Origin of the sequence: Caulobacter sp. BK020 (genome assembly GCF_004342605.1) — a bacterium.
In the GTDB taxonomy this organism is placed as follows: domain Bacteria; phylum Pseudomonadota; class Alphaproteobacteria; order Caulobacterales; family Caulobacteraceae; genus Caulobacter.
On sequence record NZ_SLZL01000046.1, the window covers coordinates 1 to 1,155 of the forward strand.

General features: G+C 69.9%; 1 protein-coding gene. It reads left to right on the top strand.

All coding sequences use genetic code 11. The features are described 5' to 3' along the window. Positions 1-200 precede the first annotated feature (200 nt). The gene (locus EV278_RS23845) at positions 201-1,136 is read left to right on the top strand and encodes an IS110 family transposase (RefSeq protein WP_132096735.1); all 936 of its coding nucleotides are present in this window, start codon (positions 201-203) and stop codon (positions 1,134-1,136) included. Positions 1,137-1,155: the final 19 nt, after the last annotated feature.

Genomic DNA, 1,155 nt, shown 5'->3' on the forward strand with positions numbered 1-1,155 from the left:
CCCCTTGTATCTGGATCGCGGCTCGAAGGCGTGATGGCTTTGAGCTGTGAAGGGACCGGTGGCCACCGGTCCCTTCACGCGGCTCGCGGCGCCCGTGACCCCTCTGGCTTCAACCGAGAGAGAGCTTAGGGACCGCCGCCGCAGTCACGCACGACCGAACAGTCGCTTGATCGTCGATCGCATGCACAAGGCAGGTTACCGTGGCGAACATCATCTGTGGAGTGGACGTCTCGCTGAAGACGTTGGACGGGCGGATCGGCCGATCTGGCCCGGAGGTGAGCGTGCGGCGTGATCCCGAGGGGATCGCGACGCTGGCGCGGTTCTGCGCCGAACACGGCGTGGGGCTGGTGGTGATGGAGGCCACCGGCGGCTACGAGAAGCTGCCGTTCGGGCTGCTGTGGGCGGCTGGCGTGCCGTGCGCGATCGCCAACGCCCGGTCGGTGCGGCGCTTCGCCGAGGCCATGGGCGTGCTGGAGAAGACCGACCGCCTGGATGCGGGGATCATCGCCGACTACGCCCGGGCCAAGGGGCTGGTCGGCCAAGAGCCCGAAAGCCAGGCCCAGGAACGGTTGCGGGGCCTGGTCACGCGGCTGCGCCAGCTGACCGAGCTGAAGGTGGCCCAGTCCAACCAGCGCCGCCTGGTCCAGGAGCCCCAGGTCGTGGCTTGCTTCGACGAGCTGCTGGCGCTGATCGGCCGGCAGTCGCGGGCCCTGGAGCTGAAGATCGCCGAGCTGTTGGGCGCTGATCCGCTGTGGCGGGCGCTGGACGCGGCCTTGCGGGAGATCAAGGGCGTAGCCGGCCGCACGGTGGCCCGGCTGATGGCCGAGATGCCCGAGATCGGCACGGTGTCCAATAAGGCCGTGGCCAAGCTGGCCGGCCTGGCCCCGATCGCCCGCGACAGCGGCCAGCGCCAGGGCAAGCGGCCGATCCGCGGCGGCCGCGCCCATGTCCGCTCGATCCTGGTGGTGGTCGCCGGCGTGGTGGCGCGACACGATCCGGACCTGGCCGCCTTCTACCAACGCCTGACCCTGGCCGGAAAACCCAAGATGGCCGTCCGCGTCGCTGTCGCCCGAAAGCTCCTGGTCCGCCTCAACGCCAAGGCCAGGGATGCTCGCGCCGCCTTCGTACCGGCTTGACCATCCAGACAGTCGCTCT